Annotated in this window: 16 protein-coding genes; 2 read left to right on the top strand and 14 right to left on the bottom strand. The window is 55.6% G+C overall.

Features of this window, described 5'->3' with window-relative positions; genetic code table 11:
• Positions 1-14 precede the first annotated feature (14 nt).
• A complete protein-coding gene (locus NQZ67_RS14535) occupies positions 15-677 on the top strand; it encodes an HAD-IA family hydrolase (protein ID WP_257446926.1) in 663 nt (220 codons plus the stop codon).
• Here the strand turns inward: NQZ67_RS14535 and NQZ67_RS14530 are convergent.
• Positions 661-2430, bottom strand: a complete 1770-nt coding sequence (locus tag NQZ67_RS14530) for an ATP-binding cassette domain-containing protein (RefSeq protein WP_257446924.1) — start codon at positions 2428-2430, stop codon at positions 661-663. The genes NQZ67_RS14535 and NQZ67_RS14530 overlap by 17 nt on opposite strands.
• Positions 2420-3271, bottom strand: a complete 852-nt coding sequence (locus tag NQZ67_RS14525) for an ATP-binding cassette domain-containing protein (protein ID WP_257446921.1) — start codon at positions 3269-3271, stop codon at positions 2420-2422. The genes NQZ67_RS14530 and NQZ67_RS14525 overlap by 11 nt, the downstream gene beginning before the upstream one ends.
• Before the next feature lie 121 nt (positions 3272-3392).
• Between NQZ67_RS14525 and NQZ67_RS14520 the strand changes: the two genes are divergently transcribed.
• Positions 3393-4010 (top strand): biotin transporter BioY, encoded by a 618-nt coding sequence (locus NQZ67_RS14520; RefSeq protein ID WP_257446918.1) that lies wholly within the window; start codon positions 3393-3395, stop codon positions 4008-4010.
• A gap of 55 nt (positions 4011-4065) precedes the next feature.
• Here NQZ67_RS14520 and NQZ67_RS14515 read toward each other — a convergent pair whose 3' ends face one another.
• The 12 genes from NQZ67_RS14515 to NQZ67_RS14460 all read right to left on the bottom strand — a co-directional run bounded on the left by NQZ67_RS14515 (position 4066) and on the right by NQZ67_RS14460 (position 17385).
• Positions 4066-4548, bottom strand: coding sequence for a YlbF/YmcA family competence regulator (locus tag NQZ67_RS14515; protein WP_257446915.1), 483 nt, complete (start codon positions 4546-4548; stop codon positions 4066-4068).
• A gap of 24 nt (positions 4549-4572) precedes the next feature.
• On the bottom strand, positions 4573-6171 hold the full coding sequence (miaB, locus tag NQZ67_RS14510) for a tRNA (N6-isopentenyl adenosine(37)-C2)-methylthiotransferase MiaB (RefSeq protein WP_257446912.1): 1599 nt from the start codon (positions 6169-6171) through the stop codon (positions 4573-4575).
• Positions 6172-6560: 389 nt separating this feature from the next.
• Positions 6561-7133 (bottom strand): phosphate propanoyltransferase, encoded by a 573-nt coding sequence (gene pduL / locus NQZ67_RS14505; RefSeq protein ID WP_257446910.1) that lies wholly within the window; start codon positions 7131-7133, stop codon positions 6561-6563.
• Between the two features lie 81 nt (positions 7134-7214).
• Complete coding sequence (locus NQZ67_RS14500) at positions 7215-8081, bottom strand: 2-oxoacid:ferredoxin oxidoreductase subunit beta (RefSeq protein WP_257446908.1); 867 nt, start codon at positions 8079-8081, stop codon at positions 7215-7217.
• Positions 8082-8084: 3 nt separating this feature from the next.
• Complete coding sequence (locus NQZ67_RS14495) at positions 8085-9818, bottom strand: 2-oxoacid:acceptor oxidoreductase subunit alpha (protein ID WP_257446905.1); 1734 nt, start codon at positions 9816-9818, stop codon at positions 8085-8087.
• A gap of 184 nt (positions 9819-10002) precedes the next feature.
• On the bottom strand, positions 10003-10950 hold the full coding sequence (locus tag NQZ67_RS14490; RefSeq protein ID WP_257446903.1) for a dipeptidase: 948 nt from the start codon (positions 10948-10950) through the stop codon (positions 10003-10005).
• Between the two features lie 103 nt (positions 10951-11053).
• On the bottom strand, positions 11054-11314 hold the full coding sequence (locus tag NQZ67_RS14485) for a stage V sporulation protein S (RefSeq protein WP_006036664.1): 261 nt from the start codon (positions 11312-11314) through the stop codon (positions 11054-11056).
• Positions 11315-11486: 172 nt separating this feature from the next.
• The gene (locus NQZ67_RS14480; protein ID WP_257446896.1) at positions 11487-12281 is read right to left on the bottom strand and encodes a TIGR00282 family metallophosphoesterase; all 795 of its coding nucleotides are present in this window, start codon (positions 12279-12281) and stop codon (positions 11487-11489) included.
• A 72-nt stretch (positions 12282-12353) separates the two neighbouring features.
• On the bottom strand, positions 12354-13898 hold the full coding sequence (rny, locus tag NQZ67_RS14475) for a ribonuclease Y (RefSeq protein WP_257446894.1): 1545 nt from the start codon (positions 13896-13898) through the stop codon (positions 12354-12356).
• Between the two features lie 182 nt (positions 13899-14080).
• Complete coding sequence (locus NQZ67_RS14470) at positions 14081-14785, bottom strand: RecX family transcriptional regulator (protein WP_257446892.1); 705 nt, start codon at positions 14783-14785, stop codon at positions 14081-14083.
• Positions 14786-14855: 70 nt separating this feature from the next.
• A complete protein-coding gene (gene recA, locus NQZ67_RS14465; RefSeq protein ID WP_306812866.1) occupies positions 14856-15911 on the bottom strand; it encodes a recombinase RecA in 1056 nt (351 codons plus the stop codon).
• Between the two features lie 226 nt (positions 15912-16137).
• A complete protein-coding gene (locus NQZ67_RS14460) occupies positions 16138-17385 on the bottom strand; it encodes a competence/damage-inducible protein A (RefSeq protein WP_257446889.1) in 1248 nt (415 codons plus the stop codon).
• Positions 17386-17388: the final 3 nt, after the last annotated feature.

Below are 17388 nucleotides of genomic sequence, written 5' to 3'. Positions count from 1 at the left end.
ACAGGAGTGATTGTATGACTACTAATGAAAGGATTCACCGCGAAGGCGATGGTTCAGTTGCCGCAGCTGCTAGGCCGCAGCTCGTCTTCGATATCGGAGGCGTGCTCGCCACGAACATTTCGCCGTTATTTTGGAACCTTGTCGCGAATGAAGCGAAGAGGCCCGTCGAACAGATCTATCGGCCGTACAAAGAGGAAATTAGCGGAAAGCTATGGACGGGCGAGGTGACGGAAGCGGCGTTCTGGGAGTGGCTGGTGCAGCATGCGGAAGGTCTAAGTATGGACCAAGGAAAAGCTTTCCTCGAGGAAAGCTTGGTTCCCTTGCCCGCGCTTCGAGAGGTGGAGCGCTGGAGCATGGCCGCGGATATCCATATATTAAGCAATCATGTCGAAACCTGGATCGCACCTTTGATATCGGATGTACGCCCTCATTTGGCCAGCGTAACGATATCAAGCTTGGCGGGCTATCGCAAACCGCATCGAGAGGCGTTCGATATCGTCGCAGCCAAGCTGCGCCAGAACGCCCCCATCCTGTTCGTCGACGATCAACAACGGAACCTGGAAGCGGCGGAGACGGCCGGCTGGGCGACGCTGCTCGCCGACCCGAACGGCCATTGGATCGGCGAAGTGGACGCTTGGCTCGACGCGGCGGCCAGAACCGTTATAGCAGACGAATAATGATCAAGAGCAGGAAGCCGCCAAGCGCGGCCAGCCCCAGCATAAGGGCGTCCGAACGTCTGAATGCTACGCGGAAGCCATATACGGGCTTGGCCGGCATACTCCCATACCCTCGCGCTTCCAGCGCGTCGGCCATTTCCTCCGCGATTCGAAGAATGGAACGGACGAACGGGATAAAGATGACGCGCAGCATCCGGATCGGAACCGTCCCAAGCCGCGACGCCGCTTTGCCCCTGGCATGCGCCAGCTTGGCGAATCGCTCCCACTCCCTCCCCAGCAACGGGATGAATCGGAAAATTAACATGATTAACAATCCGACGGAATGAATAGGAATGCCGATCCGAGCCATCCAGCCAAAGGTTTGCTGGATGGCTCTTTGCAGTCGAAGCGGCGTCATCAGCTCCAGCATCGGCATGCCGATCACCATGATGAGCATGAGCTGCGACAGCTTGACGGCCGCCGGCTCCGCCTTCGCCCAGCTGAAGGCAAGCGGCGACCAGGATAGACCTCCGATTAGCAGCAGGATGATGGAGACGATGGCGAACCCGCGCAGCACCTTCCACCATTTCCGCATAATCGAGCTGAATGGAGCGGCCGCCGCCACAACGACGATCGCCCCCACCGCCAGCTCTTTGATGCTTCCGAGATACAGCACGAAAGCCGATAGCAGGAAATAGGCAAGCACGACAGCGCGGGGATCGAAGTAGTCCGGCCTTAGCCAGACCGCCCTTTCGATCTGCGCCCTCGCCGCTCCGCTTGTCTCTGGCTTCCCGTCGGCGGGCGCCGAGGCCGTATCGCTTGCCGCGGCGGGCGCCGAGGCCGTATCGCTTGCCGCGGCGGTGGCGTTCCTCGCTGCCTCTGCAAGCGGCTCGCCCGCGCCGCCGCGGTTCCCGCCGCGCCTCCGCTCGCGCGCGAGCTCCGCCGCCAGCTCGCGCGGCGTCGGCCAAGGCGCCCCGCCGCTCCGCTGGGCGGGCGCCTCCGGCGGCAAAGCCGCCGTCCCGCGCAGCAGAGCCTGCGCGCGAAGCGCCTGCGGCGCGGCTGCGGCGAGCGCGAGCGCCGCCTCCGCCGGAGCCGCTTCGCGGACCTCGCCGCGCCGGACGACGACGACGCGGTCCGCGAGCGGCAGCAGCGCCTCGAGGTCGTGCGTGGCCACGACCGCTCCGCGCCACGCCGCCCTGTGCGCCTCCAGAATGGCGCACAGGCGGCGCGTGCCGTCGGCGTCCAGCCCCGCCGTCGGCTCATCGAGCAGCAGCCAGTCCGGCTCGCACGCGAGCAGACAGGCGATGGCAAGGCGACGCTGCTGGCCGCCGCTCAGCGTCCAAGGATCCCGCTCCAGCAAGTCCGGCTGGAGCCCAATGCTCTGGAGCGCCGCCTGAATCCGGCGCTCCGCCTCCTCGGCTGACGGCTTATACGGCCGCAGCGAATAGAGCAGCTCCTCCCTTGCGTTCGGCGCGAACCACTGCGACTCCGACTGCTGCATGGCGATGCCGAATGACAGCAGCAGTGCGCGATTCAGCTTGTTTCGTTTCCTCCCCATCCAGAGCGGCTCTCCGTCTAGCGAAATTGAACCGTCGTTCAGCTTGCGCAGTCCCGCTAAAGTCTCGAGCAGCGTCGATTTTCCCGCCCCGTTATGCCCGATCAGCAGCGTAATCTCTCCCGGGCGGAATTCGGCGGACACGCGCTCCAGAAGAAGCTTCTTCGCATCGCCGCCCGCTCCGACCGAAACGTCTTGCATCAGCCAGCTACCCTTCATCGTTCAGCACCGCCTCCGCCAATTCTTCGATCGTAAGCGGCAGCGGCTCCAATAGGATGCCTTCGCGCTGCAGCTCCCAAGCGGTCCGGACCGCATAAGGCGGCTCCAGCCCGTACCGCTCCGCAATGCTGCTGTTCGCTTCCCCGCGGGAGTCGCGGCGGAACAGCTCGCTCGCCTTGCCGTCGAACCGAATCTCTCCGTCATGCATGATGACGACCCTATCCCCGGAGCGAAGCTCTTCCAGCTTCTGCGTCACCCATACGACCGCCGAGCCGTCGCGGTGCAATGCGCGAACGCCGTTCAGCACTTCTCGCGACATGATGGGATCCAGCATCGACGTCACTTCATCCAGCAACAGGATCGACGCGTTTACCGCCATGCAGCCCGCGATCGCCGTCAGCTGCTTCTGTCCGCCGGACAGCGTTTCTACCGGCTGCCGCATCCTCTCCTCCAGTCCGACGGAGCGCAGCGCTTCTTCGGCTTTCGCAATAATCGTGGAAGCCTCCGCGCCGTTGCGTTCGAGCAGCGAGACGATATCCTCCCATGGCGTCGCGCCGATGATGCCGGCATCCGGCTGCTGCAGGACGAGCGGAATGATGCCGCTGGACGCCTCGCGCGCGTTTTGGCGCGCGATCATTCCCGATATGCCTTTTGTAAGCATGCCCGCCAGCACCTTCATCATCGTGCTTTTGCCGCTGCCGTTCCCCCCAATCAACGTCACCCATTCCCCGCTCCGTACGGAGAACGACACGCCCTTCAGAATCGGCTCTCCCCCGTTACCGTTCCAGAGAGCTGGCGTAACGGTTACGCCCTCCAACATGATCTCTGCCTTTTCCTGCAAAATAATTCCTCCAAACCTCTTCCCATGTCCATTCCGCTATGCTACAATTCGATTTGTTAACTGAAATTAATGATAAATGGTTAACAATAAAAAGGCAACTACATAAAAAGGAGTCGTACAGATGCAAACCGTAAATGTTCGTTCACTCGTCTTTATCGCTTTATTCGCCGCTCTTTTTATCGTGCTTAGCATTCAGCATCTCCGCATTACGTTTACGCCGGTTCCGATAACGTTCCAGACGCTCGGGGTCATTCTCGCGGGTGTTTTCCTCCGTCCCAAGCAAGCGGTCGCCAGCATTTTGCTTGTGTATGGACTCGTGGCGATCGGCTTGCCTCTATTAGGAGGCAAGGGCGGCCTCCCGACTTTCGTCGGCTATACCGGCGGTTTCATCTTCGCTTTTCCGTTCTGCGCGCTATTCATCAGCTTGGCGATGAAACGGATCCTGCGGAGCGAACGGTTAACCAACCATAAATGGCTGACTGCGATCGTCCTCTTCATCGTGTTCGAGCTGTTCAGCTCATTCCTGGCTTATGTTCCCGGCGTGCCTTGGCTGATGCATGTTCTGAACTGGTCCTGGAGTCAAGGCATTAAGGAAGGCGTCCTTCCGTTCCTGCTCGGCGACGCGATTAAATCCGCGGTAGGCGTCCTTATCACGCTTTCCTTGCTCGGCTATATCAAGCAGCTCCGCGCATCGACGAAGAACGCCCCTTCCTCGCAAGCGTCCGCCATACGACTGTAGAACAAGTAAACAAAGCAATGCCCGCAAGCTTCTCGCTTGCGGGCATTTTCTTTGGTTAATCGCTGCAATTTTCCGGAGCCGGCTCGCTGGCGTTCTCTACGTTGATGCGATCGGACACCGTGTCGCGAATGACGGTAACGACAAGCTGAAGCAGGTAGTTAATATCCGATTGGCTTTGCTGGAACTGCGATACGATTGGAATGCTGTCCAGCTCATCTTGGAGAGCTTCCATTTCCGTCTCGATTTTTTTGACCATTTCCGGATTTTTGAACGTCGTTTCGAAGGCGACGACTTCTTTTTGCTTTTTCTTAATCTGGTTAATTAAAGCTTGAACGCGTTCGTTGGCGTTGATCTGCTGCTCCGCGCGGCGATAGGACTGCACCTCGTCGGAATGGAAGATCACCTCCGCCATTTCTTTCGCCTTGGCCATAATGTCTTCCTTCACGATCAGATCGCGCGTATGGAAAGACGGGATATCCGTTGTGCCTCCATGATGGCTGCATGCTACGCCATGCTCATGGCTGTGTTGTTCTGCCATTTCCTTCTCTCTCCTCTATTGCCGTCAGCTGACGGCTTCATCTAAAGCCGATTCGATCGGCTCCGCTTTGATATACCAGGTTTGGGCTTCCGTCACTCTTGCTCTTACGAACGTGCCGATCCATTCCTTGGGCCCCTCCATATGGACAAGCTTATTCGAACGGGTACGGCCCGCGAGAACCCGCGAATTGTTTTTGCTTTCGCCCTCGATGAGCACCTCGACCTCTTCGCCTACAAGCGCTTCGTTCTGCTCGCGCCCGATCTCCGCCAGTACGTCGTTCAGCCGATGCAGGCGGCGCTTCTTCGTCTCCATCGGGACGTTGTCCTCCATCCCGGCAGCCGGCGTGCCTTCGCGCGGGGAATAGATGAACGTGTAGGCGGAATGGAATCCGACTTCCTTAACCAGACTTATAGTCTCTTCGAACTGCTCGTCCGTTTCGCCGGGGAAACCGACGATAATGTCCGAGGTCAGCGCGGCATTCGGAATGGCCCGTTTGATCTTCCCGACAAGCTCCAAGTACGTCTCGCGGGAATATTTACGGCTCATCCGCTTCAACACTTCCGTGCTTCCCGACTGCACGGGCAAGTGAATATGCTCGACCAGATTGCCGCCCTCAGCCAGCACTTCGATTAGATGATCATCGAAATCCCTCGGATGGCTGGTCGTGAACCTGACGCGCGGGATATCGATTTTGGAGATGTCATGCATCAGATCGCCAAACCGGTATTCGATATCCTCGAAGTCTTTGCCGTACGCGTTCACGTTCTGACCGAGGAGCGTCACTTCCTTATACCCTTGCCGGGCCAGCTCCCGTACTTCCGCGATGACGTCCTCCGGACGCCGGCTCCGCTCCTTGCCGCGCGTATACGGCACGATGCAATAGGTGCAGAACTTATCGCAGCCGTACATGATGTTCACCCAGGCGCGCATCCCTTCCCGCTTCTTCGGCAGGTTCTCGATGATGTCGCCTTCCTTCGACCACACCTCGACGACCATCTCTTTGCTGTAATACGCGTTCTGAAGCAGGTGCGGAAGCCGGTGGATGTTATGCGTGCCGAAAATCATATCGACGAAAGCATGCTTCTGCAGAATCCGTCCGACCACGGCTTCCTCCTGAGACATGCAGCCGCACACGCCTAGCAGCAGATCAGGCTTCTCCTTCTTCAGCACCTTCAAGTGGCCGAGCTCGCCGAACACCTTGTCCTCGGCATTCTCCCGGATGGCGCAAGTATTCAGCAGAACAACGTCCGCCTGCGAGCGGTCCTCGGTAGGAGCATAACCCATCTCCTCGAACATACCCTTCATCACTTCGGTATCGTGCTCGTTCATCTGGCAGCCGTACGTCTGGATCAAATAACGTTTGCCGACGCCGAGCGTTCGCAGCTCCTCGGGGATCGTGAAGTCATAATGGACCTGGATGTCCTCTTTGCCTCTCTTCTTCTCGTCCTTATAGGAAGGCGCGGAGCTAAGCTGAATGTTACGGCCTTTGATCCGGAGCGTCGTGACGCCGTCTTCTTCGCTGATGAGCTTGGCATCGCTGAAGTCGAAATATTTGGAATAGTCCTTGGCGCCATCGCCTGCTGCGGCTTTTCCGTTCACAGCGCCTGGGGTCTCTTTCGTCATTCGGAGTTCACTTCCTTTATAAGGTTGTTCAAAAAAGATCTTCTCGGTGCTGAAAACCGGACTTTTTGAACACGCGCTTTATGAACTTTCATGCAAATAACAAACAATACAAAATTATACCACAGCGCGGGCTTCTAATCCATTGGAAGTTCGAAATCGAACACCACCTATTTTATCGAGGGCGCCGCGGCAGGTCAATGAAAGTTAGCTAGCAAAACCATCATTGGAGTAGGATGTAGGATGCATGTCATAAGCATATGTTAGTAGCGCAAGAGGGCCGCGCAGACTTTTCTGCGCGGCCCCCTCCCCTTCTTTGTCAAATAAATCTGTTCCCGCTTTTACTGCCGCTGGTCCGATAGCGTTTTTCTGCGCTCGCCGGCGGTCGTCTTTTAATCTAATATCTCCGCCATGTCGCCGTTTTTAACGCCCGCCGCATTCGCTTCGTCCGTGTCGATGTGCATGTCCAGCGCAAACTCCGGCGATACGCGCGCAACGACGTTTTCGAACACGACGCCCCTCTCCCCGCCAACGCGAACGCGCAGCTTTTGCTTATCTTCAATGCCGAAGCGCTCCGCGTCGCTTGTATGGAAGTGGATATGACGAGCCGCCACGATGACGCCTTCTTCGATCACGACTTCACCCGCCGGCCCTTGAATCGTGATACCCGCGGAGCCCGCGATATTCCCGGACTCCCGCACCGGCGGATTGACGCCGAGCGCGAACGCGTCCGTCCGGGACACCTCCAGCTGCGTGCGCTTGCGCGCTGGACCCAGAATACGAACCTTGCCGAACGAGCCTTTGGGACCTACGACGGCCACTGTTTCATTCGCCGCGTATTGGCCGGGCTGCGACAACGGCTTCATCTCCGTCAGCTCGTAGCCTTGCCCGAATAGTTTATGTACATGCTCCTCGGAAAGATGGATATGTCTCGCCGATACGCCTACAGGTACTTGCTTGCTCATAAGACTGCACACTCCGTTTTCATATATTTATGGCAAATAGAAAGCATACGGCGAGTGGGCCGTATGCTCTTATCATAGCATTTATTTAAATTCCGCCACAAGCTGATCGAATTGCTCTTGCGTAATGGAAAGCTCCTGGTTCGCGAGCGCTTCCGGCTTGAAGCCCGGGATCATATCCTCATAAGATTTACGCGACTTATTTTGGTAAATTAGACCTGTAAGCATGCCGTTTGTTTCCATGATTTTGTTCATGGCGACGACTCGGTCCGAAGGATCGTAATCCGGGAACTGCTCAAGGCTGACGATATTTTCTTTGAACCAATCGTACGTATTGATTTTGTTGAAGGTGACGCACGGGCTGAATACGTTGATCAAGGAAAAGCCTTCATGCTGAATGCCTTGCTCGATCAAGCTCGTGAGACCTTTCAAATCGCTGGAGAACGACTGCGCCACGAACGTCGCGCCGGCCGACATCGCGATTTCAAGCGGAGACAGCGTAGACTCGATAGAGCCTTCCGGCGTCGACTTCGTTTTGAAGCCTTCGGCGCTTCGCGGGGACGTCTGTCCTTTGGTCAGGCCGTAGATTTGGTTGTCCATGACGATATACGTAATGTTCAGGTTGCGGCGAATCGCATGGACCGTATGCCCCATGCCAATGGCAAAACCGTCGCCGTCGCCTCCGGAAGCGATGACCGTCAATTCGCGGTTAGCAAGCTTCACGCCTTGCGCGATCGGAAGCGCGCGGCCGTGAATCCCGTGCAGACCGTAAGCGTTAATATAACCCGAAATCCTGCCGGAGCAGCCGATGCCGGAGATGACGGCCAATTGCTCCGGTTCCAGTCCTACGTTCGCCGCGGCGCGCTGAATCGCGGCCTGGATCGAGAAATCGCCGCAGCCCGGACACCAGTTTGGCTTTACATTGTTACGAAACTCTTTGAACGTTGCCATCTCTTAGCTCAGCTCCTTGCAGGCTTTATATACTTCCAGCGGCAAGAACGGATTGCCGTCGTATTTCAGCAAGCTTTCGATCTTGTCCGCGTACCCTGCGTTCATTTTGATTTGACCCGCCAATTGGGCCGTCGCGTTGTTTTCGATGACGATTACTTTGCCCGCGTTCTCCAGATGAGGCTTCAACTGCTCGGCCGGGAACGGATGGATTTGGCGCACCGTGATGTGATTGCTGGAGATGCCGTTCTCCTTCAGCATGTCTCTCGCCGCGTCGATCGTGCCGCCGGTGGAACCCATGCCGATGATAAGCAGATCGGGCTTCTCGTTCGGAGCGTCCACGCGAATCGCGTCGCGGATCCGAAGATTGTTCAGCTTCTTAAGACGTTTCTCCATCATGAGCTTGCGGTTCATCGCATTCTCCGACGGACGGCCGACTTCATCATGCTCGACGCCCGTTACGTGATGAATGCCGCCTTTTTCGCCCGGCAGTATGCGCGGGGATACTCCGTCTTCCGTGAACTCGTACCGTTTGAACAGCTCTCCGCCTTCAAGGGCAGGCGAGTCCTTCACCAGCTTGCCGCGGGAGATTTGCACCTTGCTGTAATCCAGCGGTTCGCAGGATTGCTTGCCGAGAGACAGCTGCAAGTCCGTCATGACGATAACCGGTACTTGATATTCTTCGGATAGGTTAAACGCTTCTATCATATCGTAGAAGCAATCCTCGATCGTGGACGGAGCGATCACGATTTTCGGAATTTCGCCGTGCGTACCGTATACCATCGCGTTCAGGTCGGATTGCTCCTGCTTCGTCGGCAGTCCCGTTGACGGGCCGCCGCGCTGCGTATTGACGATGACGAGAGGCTGCTCCGTCATGCCTGCCAAGCCGATCGCTTCCATCATCAGGGACAAGCCGGGACCCGCCGATGCCGTCATCGTCCGCACGCCGGCGTAATTGGCGCCGATCGCCATCGTGACGGCCGCGATTTCGTCCTCCGTCTGAACGACGGTTCCGCCGAATTTCGGAAGCTTCTTAATCAAATATTCCATAATTTCGGAGGCTGGCGTTATCGGATATGCCGACATCAAACGGCAGCCGGCCGCGATGCTGCCAAGTCCGATAGCTTCGTTCCCGATCATGAACAGCTTCTGCTTGCCGTCCGCTTCGTCCAGCTTAAAATCGTCAAGGGGTCCGCCCGCTTGCTCCAGCACGAATTCGGCGCCTGCCTTCACCGCTTCAATGTTTTTCTCGACGATGGCCGGCCCCTTGCGTCCGAACTCCTCTTCCACCGCTTTATTGAATACTTCCAGCGGCAGGCCAAGCAGAGCCCATGAAGCGCCGGAAGCGACCATGTTCTTCATGAGCGACGTGCCGAGCTCCTCGGCCATTTTTGTAATCGGTACCGCGAATAGTCTCGCTTCGACGTCTTCCGGAACCGTCGGATTAAATTTCGCGTCCGCCACGATAACTCCGCCTTTGCGAAGCTCGCGCGCATTCAGGTCAATGCTCTCCTGGTCGAACGCCACCAGAATGTCCAGATCGTCCGATATCGCTCGAATCGGCTTCGTGCTGATCCGAATTTTATTGTTAGTATGACCGCCCTTAATACGGGAAGAAAAGTGGCGGTACCCATATAAATAATAGCCCAGCCGGTTAAGCGCCGTCGAGAAAATCCGGTCCGTACTTTCTACGCCTTCACCTTGCTGTCCGCCAATCTTCCAAGACAATTGACTTATCAAAACGCCCATCTCCTCTGCATCATGAAGGTGCATGATTTTCGACAACTGAGTGCATTATATAATAGAAATGTTAAGAGTCACAACAATTTTATGCCTGAGACCCCCGTTTTGCAAGATGAAAACGCTTAGATAACGCATAGTTTTTTCCGATTGATTAGATACCGGTTTGAGATGGGAAAAGCGCTTACTCCGCCGGCAAATTCCGCTTCAAAAACGCGACCGCGTTCCCGGACCAGATCTTCTCCGTTAACGTCTTCGAAAACCGGCCTATCATCGCTTCTCGTAAGCCCGCCAGCTCCCCTGGATGCGTCAAGCCTTCGACGTAATGATCGATACCGTCGAAATCGGAACCGATCATCACATGCTCCTCGCCCCCCAACGAACAAAAATGCTCCATGTGGTTCAAGACATCCTCGATCTTAGCATGCCCGTCCGCTCGAAGAAACATAGGAACAAAAGTAACGCCGACGACCCCGCCGCTTTCGAAAATCGCCTGGATCTGGAGATCGCTCAAATTCCGCGGATGGTCGCAAAGCGCTTTCGCGTTGGAGTGCGAGGCGATAATCGGTTTCTCCGACAAGGCGGCGACGTCCCAGAAGGCTCGTTCCGATAAGTGCGAGACGTCTATGATGATGCCGAGCTCGTTGCATGCTTTTACGAATGCCGCGCCTTGCTTGGTCAAGCCCCCCCCGCGCGGCTCCATTGCGCCATCCGCGGCCCAGTTCGCATCGTTCCAGGTGAAGCCGATCGCGCGAACGCCGAGACGATGCATAAGCCGGAGAGCGGACAGCTTTCCTTGCAAGCCTCCCGCGCCTTCCAGGGATAGAAGCGCGCCCGTCAAACCTTGGTTCATGCAAGCCTCGAGATCGGCCGTTGACCGGATATGGCGCAAACCTGACTGCTTCAATACCTTCTCGTAAAACAAATCGATACTTTCGAGCACCGGATTCAAGCTGCGATAATCAGGTCTGGAAGGCGAGATGTAGACGGCAAAGGTTTGGAGCAGCGCCTTCTGTCCTCTTAGCCGTCCATGCGTGACATCCAATTTGCCGGACATGCCCGGTTCGAAGCTTAAGCTCTCATCCTCTAATAGCTTGCTCAGCACATCGCAATGAAAATCGACGATTCTCATCCCGTTCCGCGACCTCCTCACTATCCCGAGTGACAAAGCAAAAAACCTGTCTACTTCGTAAACAGGCCGATTCATCCGCGCAAATTCGGAAGCGTCAAGCCTATTATCTTGGCTCGACTATTAATTTGATTGCCGTGCGGTCCTCGCCGTCAATCACGATATCGGTAAACGCCGGGATGCAAATGAGATCCACACCGCTAGGAGCAACAAAGCCGCGGGCAATGGCCACCGCCTTAATCGCTTGATTGAGCGCGCCGGCGCCGATAGCCTGCAATTCCGCACCGCCTCGTTCGCGCAGAACGCCTGCAAGAGCGCCTGCTACGGAATTTGGATTGGACTTGGCTGATACCTTTAATACGTCCATGAAAAGTACCTCCCCTAGAATGTTGGATGGATTCCACTTCTAAAATACTATTCGAGGAAAGGGGAAAGATTCCTGCTTTTATTCGGACAACTTTCCGCGCAGTTCTGAATGTTCTGATTTTTATATCCAAATAAAAAACTGCCCGCCAGCGAGCAGTTCTTCATTTATTATCTTACATGAGCAGCCAATCTTCTTCAGTCAGACGGATTTTCGTCAGCTTTGTCGCCTTGCCTGAGGCTTCGTCGATCTCCACGGACAGACCATGCAGATGCCAATTCCCTTCGTCTACGACGAACCGCACAGGCAGCTGAGTCAGAAATTTGTGCAACACGGCGTCCCGCTCCATACCGAGAACGCCTTCCTTGGAACCGACCATCCCTACATCGGTCAGATAGGCGGTTCCTCCCGGCAGGATCGTATCGTCGTTCGTTTGGACATGCGTGTGCGTGCCAAGAACGATGGATGCCCGGCCGTCCAAATACCAGCCCATCGCGATTTTCTCGGATGTCGCTTCCGCGTGGAAGTCGACCAGAATCGCCTTGGTTGACCGCTGGGCTTCTTCTATTAATTCATCCGCTTTGCGGAACGGACAATCGATCGGCGGAAGGAATGCCCGGCCTTGCAAATTAATGATCGCCAGCTGCTTGCCATTGGCTTTGATGAGAGCCATCCCCTGCCCCGGAGCCTCCGGCGAGAAGTTTGCCGGCCGCACGATCCGGGGTTCTTCGTCAATCCATTCGAAGATGTCTTTGTTGTCCCACGTATGATTGCCCATCGTAATGCCATGAACGCCCCATTCGAAAAACTCGCGGGCGATCGTTCTCGTGATCCCTCTGCCCGCCGCGGCGTTCTCTCCGTTTACGATAATGATATGCGGCTTGTATTTATCTCTCAACGCGGGAAGCGTCTTCTTGAGCGCATTCCGCCCTACATTCCCGACGATATCGCCTATAAAAAGTACATTCATCCTATCTTCATTCCTTTTCATGCATTCATGAAGAAAAGTGGCTGACGAGCAGCCACTTTTCCGTAATGCTTGTTATTTCGCGTATTCGACTGCCCGCGTCTCACGAATAACCGTAACTTTAATATGTCCCGGATAATCGAGTTCACTCTCGATCTTCTTCGTAATGTCGCGAGCAAGACGGAACGCTTCCGTATCGTCGATCTTCTCAGGCTGAACCATAACGCGAACCTCGCGGCCCGCTTGGATCGCGTAAGACTTCTCGACGCCGTCGAACGATTCGGTGATCGCCTCGAGCTTCTCCAGACGTTTGATATACGTCTCGAGCGTCTCGCGTCTCGCGCCCGGACGCGCTGCGGACAACGCGTCAGCGGCGCCGACCAGCATCGCGATAACCGATGTCGCTTCCGTATCGCCGTGATGCGACGCGATACTGTTGATAACGACCGGATGCTCCTTGTATTTCTTGGCGAGCTCTACGCCAATCTCTACGTGAGAGCCTTCCACTTCGTGGTCCAGCGCTTTGCCGATATCATGCAACAGACCTGCGCGTTTCGCTAGCGTAATATCTTCGCCCAGCTCCGCAGCCATTAAGCCCGTCAGATAGGCAACCTCCATCGAATGCTTCAGAACATTCTGACCATAGCTTGTCCGATATTTCAATCGGCCAAGAATCTTGATCAGGTCCGGATGCAAGCCATGAACGCCAACCTCGAATGTCGCTTGTTCCCCGTATTCGCGTACGCGTTCGTCGATTTCCTTGCGCGATTTCTCAACCATCTCTTCAATCCGCGCAGGATGGATACGTCCGTCCGCAACCAGCTTCTCAAGGGATGTACGTGCAATTTCGCGTCTAATCGGATCAAAGCCCGACAATATGACCGCTTCCGGCGTATCGTCGATAATGAGATCGATACCGGTCAATGTTTCGAGTGCGCGGATATTACGGCCTTCACGTCCAATGATGCGACCCTTCATCTCTTCGTTAGGGAGAGTAACGACGGAAACCGTTGTCTCCGCCACATGATCGGCCGCGCAACGCTGAATCGCGAGAGATATAATGTCGCGCGCTTTCTTGTCGGCTTCTTCCTTCGCTTGCTGCTCGATTTCCTTGATCATCTGCGCGGTCTCGTGACGTACTTCCTGCTCGACATTCGTCAATATAATCGACTTCGCGTCTTCCATTGTCAAGCTCGAAATACGTTCCAACTCGCTCAGCTGCTGCTTGTAAATGGAATCAATCTGCTCTTGTGTTTCTTCGATTCTTTTCTCCTTGTTGGCTACGGTCTCTTCTTTGCGTTCTAGCGCTTCTAATTTCTTATCAAGCGACTCTTCCTTCTGGAGCAGGCGTCTCTCGAGACGCTGCGCCTCGTTTCGCCGCTCGCGAATGTCCTTTTCCGCTTCCGAACGAAGCTTATGGACTTCGTCTTTCGCCTCGAGTACGATCTCTTTCTTCTGTGCCTCCGCGTCTTTCTTCGCGTTATCCACGATTAGCACCGCGGCTTGCTCAGCGCTCGAGATTTTCGCTTCGGCAATCGACTTTCGAATAAAATAACCAATCCCAAAGAAAATTGCGCCAACAAGGATGCTTACAAGAATCAAGACCCAGATGTCTACCATCTTGTTCACCTCCTTGCTGCATACACCAAGGCATTGCTTGGGATGTTATTAGGTTTTAACCGGTTTCCATACCGTTTCATCATGTACCAATTTGACGAAAAAAATCGTTTCGAATCAACTTTTGGAAGAAAAATTGATTCAAAATGTGAAGGAATACACACTCATTTTATCTTTACACAAAATCAGTTGTCAAGCAAAACGCCATCTTCTTCCTCGTCATGCCCATTTTCTTCCTTCCAATCCAGTCCCTTAAGCGCTTCCCGAACAACCGATCCGGGGAATCCTCTGCGCATCAGGAAAGCGGTCAGCTTCATTCTTCTCTGGTTGCGGTCGCCCTTCACCGAGCGGAACTTCTTCTCCGCGAGCTTCTTGGCCGCGGCGAGCTCGCTGTCCGAATCGAGTTCGGAAATGGCTTCCGCCGCCGCTTGCTTGGAGATGCCCCTCTGCTGAAGCTCTTGCTTGATCATCAGCCGGCCCTTCAGTCCGCTTCGGAGACGGCTGCCGGCGAATTGACGCGCATATTGTTCATCATCAACAAGTTGCTCCGATTCTAAACGGTTTAACGCATATTCGATGTTCTCCTGCTGAAATTCCTTTCGCGTCAAATATTGACCGATAGCCTTCCGCGTTCGAGGCTTCGCGCCCAGATAAGCGATTGCGAGCACATAAGCCCGATATCGCTCGTCTTCATTGCGGATGTGGACGATCTCGCTCGGGGTTATTGTTCGGCCTTTCATTAGCCGGTATCGAATCATGATATCCTCGTGCACGGAAAGCACAGGCTCTTCCGTCTCCGTATAGATTAAATATCTTCGCTTCTCTTTCTTATCCCGATCGACGGATTCTATCTTCTGCTCTTCCGCCAGCTCCGCAAACTCTTCATTCATTAGGCTGATCTCCTTTCGCCCAAAAACAAACAGCGCCGCTCTGATAAGAGCGGCGACCATTCAGGAAAGCTTATTCGAATTCAAGATCGAGTTCATCATCATCTTCTTCGTCCGGAGTGAAATTCGCTTGTGCTGCAGCCGCGGACAAGTTGTGGGCTTCACGAATTTGCTTCTCGATCTGACCTGCGATTTCCTTGTTCTCCTTCAGATATTGCTTCGCGTTCTCGCGACCTTGGCCGAGCCGCTCTCCGTTGTACGAGAACCAGGCGCCGCTCTTCTGAACGATATCCATCTCGACGCCGATATCGACCAAGCTGCCTTCCTTGGAAATGCCTTCGCCGTACATAATGTCGATCTCGGCTTGCTTGAACGGAGGCGCAACTTTGTTCTTCACGACCTTGATACGAGTACGGTTGCCGACCATGTCGTTACCCTGCTTCAACGTCTCTACGCGACGCACGTCGAGACGCACGCTGGAGTAGAATTTCAGAGCGCGGCCGCCTGGCGTCGTCTCCGGGTTACCGAACATTACGCCGACCTTCTCGCGCAATTGGTTAATAAAGATCGCGATCGTCTTCGATTTCGCGATGGCGCCGGAAAGCTTGCGGAGCGCCTGCGACATGAGACGTGCTTGCAGACCAACGTGAGAATCGCCCATATCCCCTTCGATCTCGGCTTTCGGCACGAGCGCCGCTACGGAGTCGACGACGATAATGTCAACGGCTCCGCTGCGTACGAGCGCTTCGGCGATCTCGAGCGCTTGCTCGCCGGTATCCGGCTGCGAGAGGAGCAGCTCGTCAATGTTGACGCCGAGCTTGCTCGCATAGAGAGGATCGAGCGCGTGCTCCGCGTCGATAAAGGCGGCTTGTCCGCCGATGCGCTGCACTTCGGCGATCGCATGCAACGCGACTGTCGTCTTACCGGACGATTCCGGTCCGTATACTTCGATAACCCGGCCTCTTGGCAATCCGCCGATGCCAAGCGCAATATCTAGAGCAAGCGAGCCGCTAGGCACGGTCTCTACTTGCATGTGTGTTGATTCACCCAATTTCATAATCGAGCCTTTGCCAAATTGCTTCTCAATTTGGCGCAGTGCGTTATCCAAAGCTGCACGACGATCCGCCAACCCACTCACATCCTTCATCATTTATACTAGTATGATACCTTATTTTTTGCCGGTTGCCAATAGTTTTTTCGAACACACATTCGCATTAATCGAACGGCGCACCTCCATTCGCCCCAGAACGTAAAAAAAACCGCAGCAAAGTAATCTTCGCCACGGTTCTTCCGATAACTAGCTTCTATTATATAACCCTCTTCGACATTTGACAACAGCCTTCGCGAATTTTGTCCTAATCCTTGAGCGCCTGCCAGAGCCGGTACATAGCCGCCTTGACGGCGCGAAGTCTGATGATCGAACGTCCGCCGCTCAGATTCGTCGTATGCACGATCGTCTCCTTGCCCTTCTCCGCGATAGCGAAGTAGACCAGACCTACCGGCTTGCCTTCCGCTTCCGCGGGACCCGCGACGCCGGTTAACGACACGCCGAAATCCGCGTCCGCGATCAGGCGAACGTTCTCCGCCATAAGCTTGGCCGTCGATTCGCTGATCGCTCCCGGAGCGCCGGGACCTTCCATCTGCGACATCGGGATACCCAGCAGCTTGTTTTTCATGACGTTGGTATACGTCACGACGCCTCCGACGAATTCGCCGCTGCTACCCGGCACGTTCGTCACCAGCTCCGCGAACAGGCCGCCGCTGCAGCTCTCCGCGCAGGCCAGACGGCGCCCCGATTTCCTTAGCAGCTTCACGATTTGCTCCTCGATCGGAATATCCTCCTGCGCGTACAGATGCTCGCCGACCCTCGCTTTGATCGTTTCGACCGCGGCATCGATCTTCCCGTCCGCTTCCTTGGCCGTCGCCGCTTTGGTGGATACGCGAATCGATACTTCGCCTTCCTTGGCATAAGGCGCAAGCGTAGGGTCCACCTGATTCTCGATCAGGTCGATCAGCTTCGCCTCCAGGTTCGATTCGCCGATCCCCGCGAACTTGAGAAGGCGGGAGAAGAGAGGCTTCTCTTCGCCGAGCATGGAACGGAGCCATTCCTGTCCCGGCCCTTCGAGCATCGGCTTCATTTCCTTCGGCGGACCGGGAAGCAGCATGTACAGCGTCCCGTCTTCCTTGAGCGCGTTGCCGACCGCAAGGCCGGTCGCATTAGGAAGAGGCACGCAGCCTTCTATCATTAACGCTTGTCTGCGATTGCTCTCGACCATGGCCATCCCCCGCGAAGAGAACAGATTTTCGATCGCGCTCATGGAAGGCTCGTGAATATGGAGCCCGCGCCCCAAATAATCGGCGAGCACATCCTTCGTCAAATCGTCCTGCGTCGGCCCGAGACCACCCGTAAATAACAGTAGGTCAGCCCTGCCCCTTCCGATTTCGATAGCCTGGCGAAGTCTCGCCGCATTATCGCCGACGACCGTCTGAAAATAAACGTCGATGCCCAGCTCCGCAAGCTTCTGCGATATCGCTTGCGCGTTCGTGTTCACGATCTGCCCGAGCAGGAGCTCCGTGCCGACCGCAATGATTTCCGCTTTCATCTC

The sequence above is a fragment of the Paenibacillus soyae genome (assembly GCF_024623455.1).
Lineage (GTDB): Bacteria > Bacillota > Bacilli > Paenibacillales > Paenibacillaceae > Pristimantibacillus > Pristimantibacillus soyae.
Note: the sequence above shows the minus strand (reverse complement) of the source record. Positions and strands in the feature narration are given on the sequence as shown.